Annotated in this window: 1 tRNA gene; it reads right to left on the reverse strand. The window is 50.7% G+C overall.

Annotated elements, in window-relative coordinates:
• Positions 1-73 (reverse strand) — tRNA-Phe (locus tag ACUYLD_RS25850).
• Between the last annotated feature and the right edge of the window lie 150 nt (positions 74-223).

The raw sequence follows: 223 nt of genomic DNA on the forward strand, positions 1-223 counted from the left end.
TGGCTCGGGACGGAATCGAACCGCCGACACGAGGATTTTCAGTCCTCTGCTCTACCGACTGAGCTACCGAGCCATATCCATTAACAAAAAAATAAAGTGCGGAGGGATACCCCTTCCCACTTTAGTACGGTAAAACTATTGAATTGAAAAATGGCGGAACTGACGGGATTCGAACCCGCGATCTCCTGCGTGACAGGCAGGCATGTTAGGCCTCTACACCACA

The sequence above is a fragment of the Paenibacillus sp. SER-28 genome (assembly GCF_052906305.1).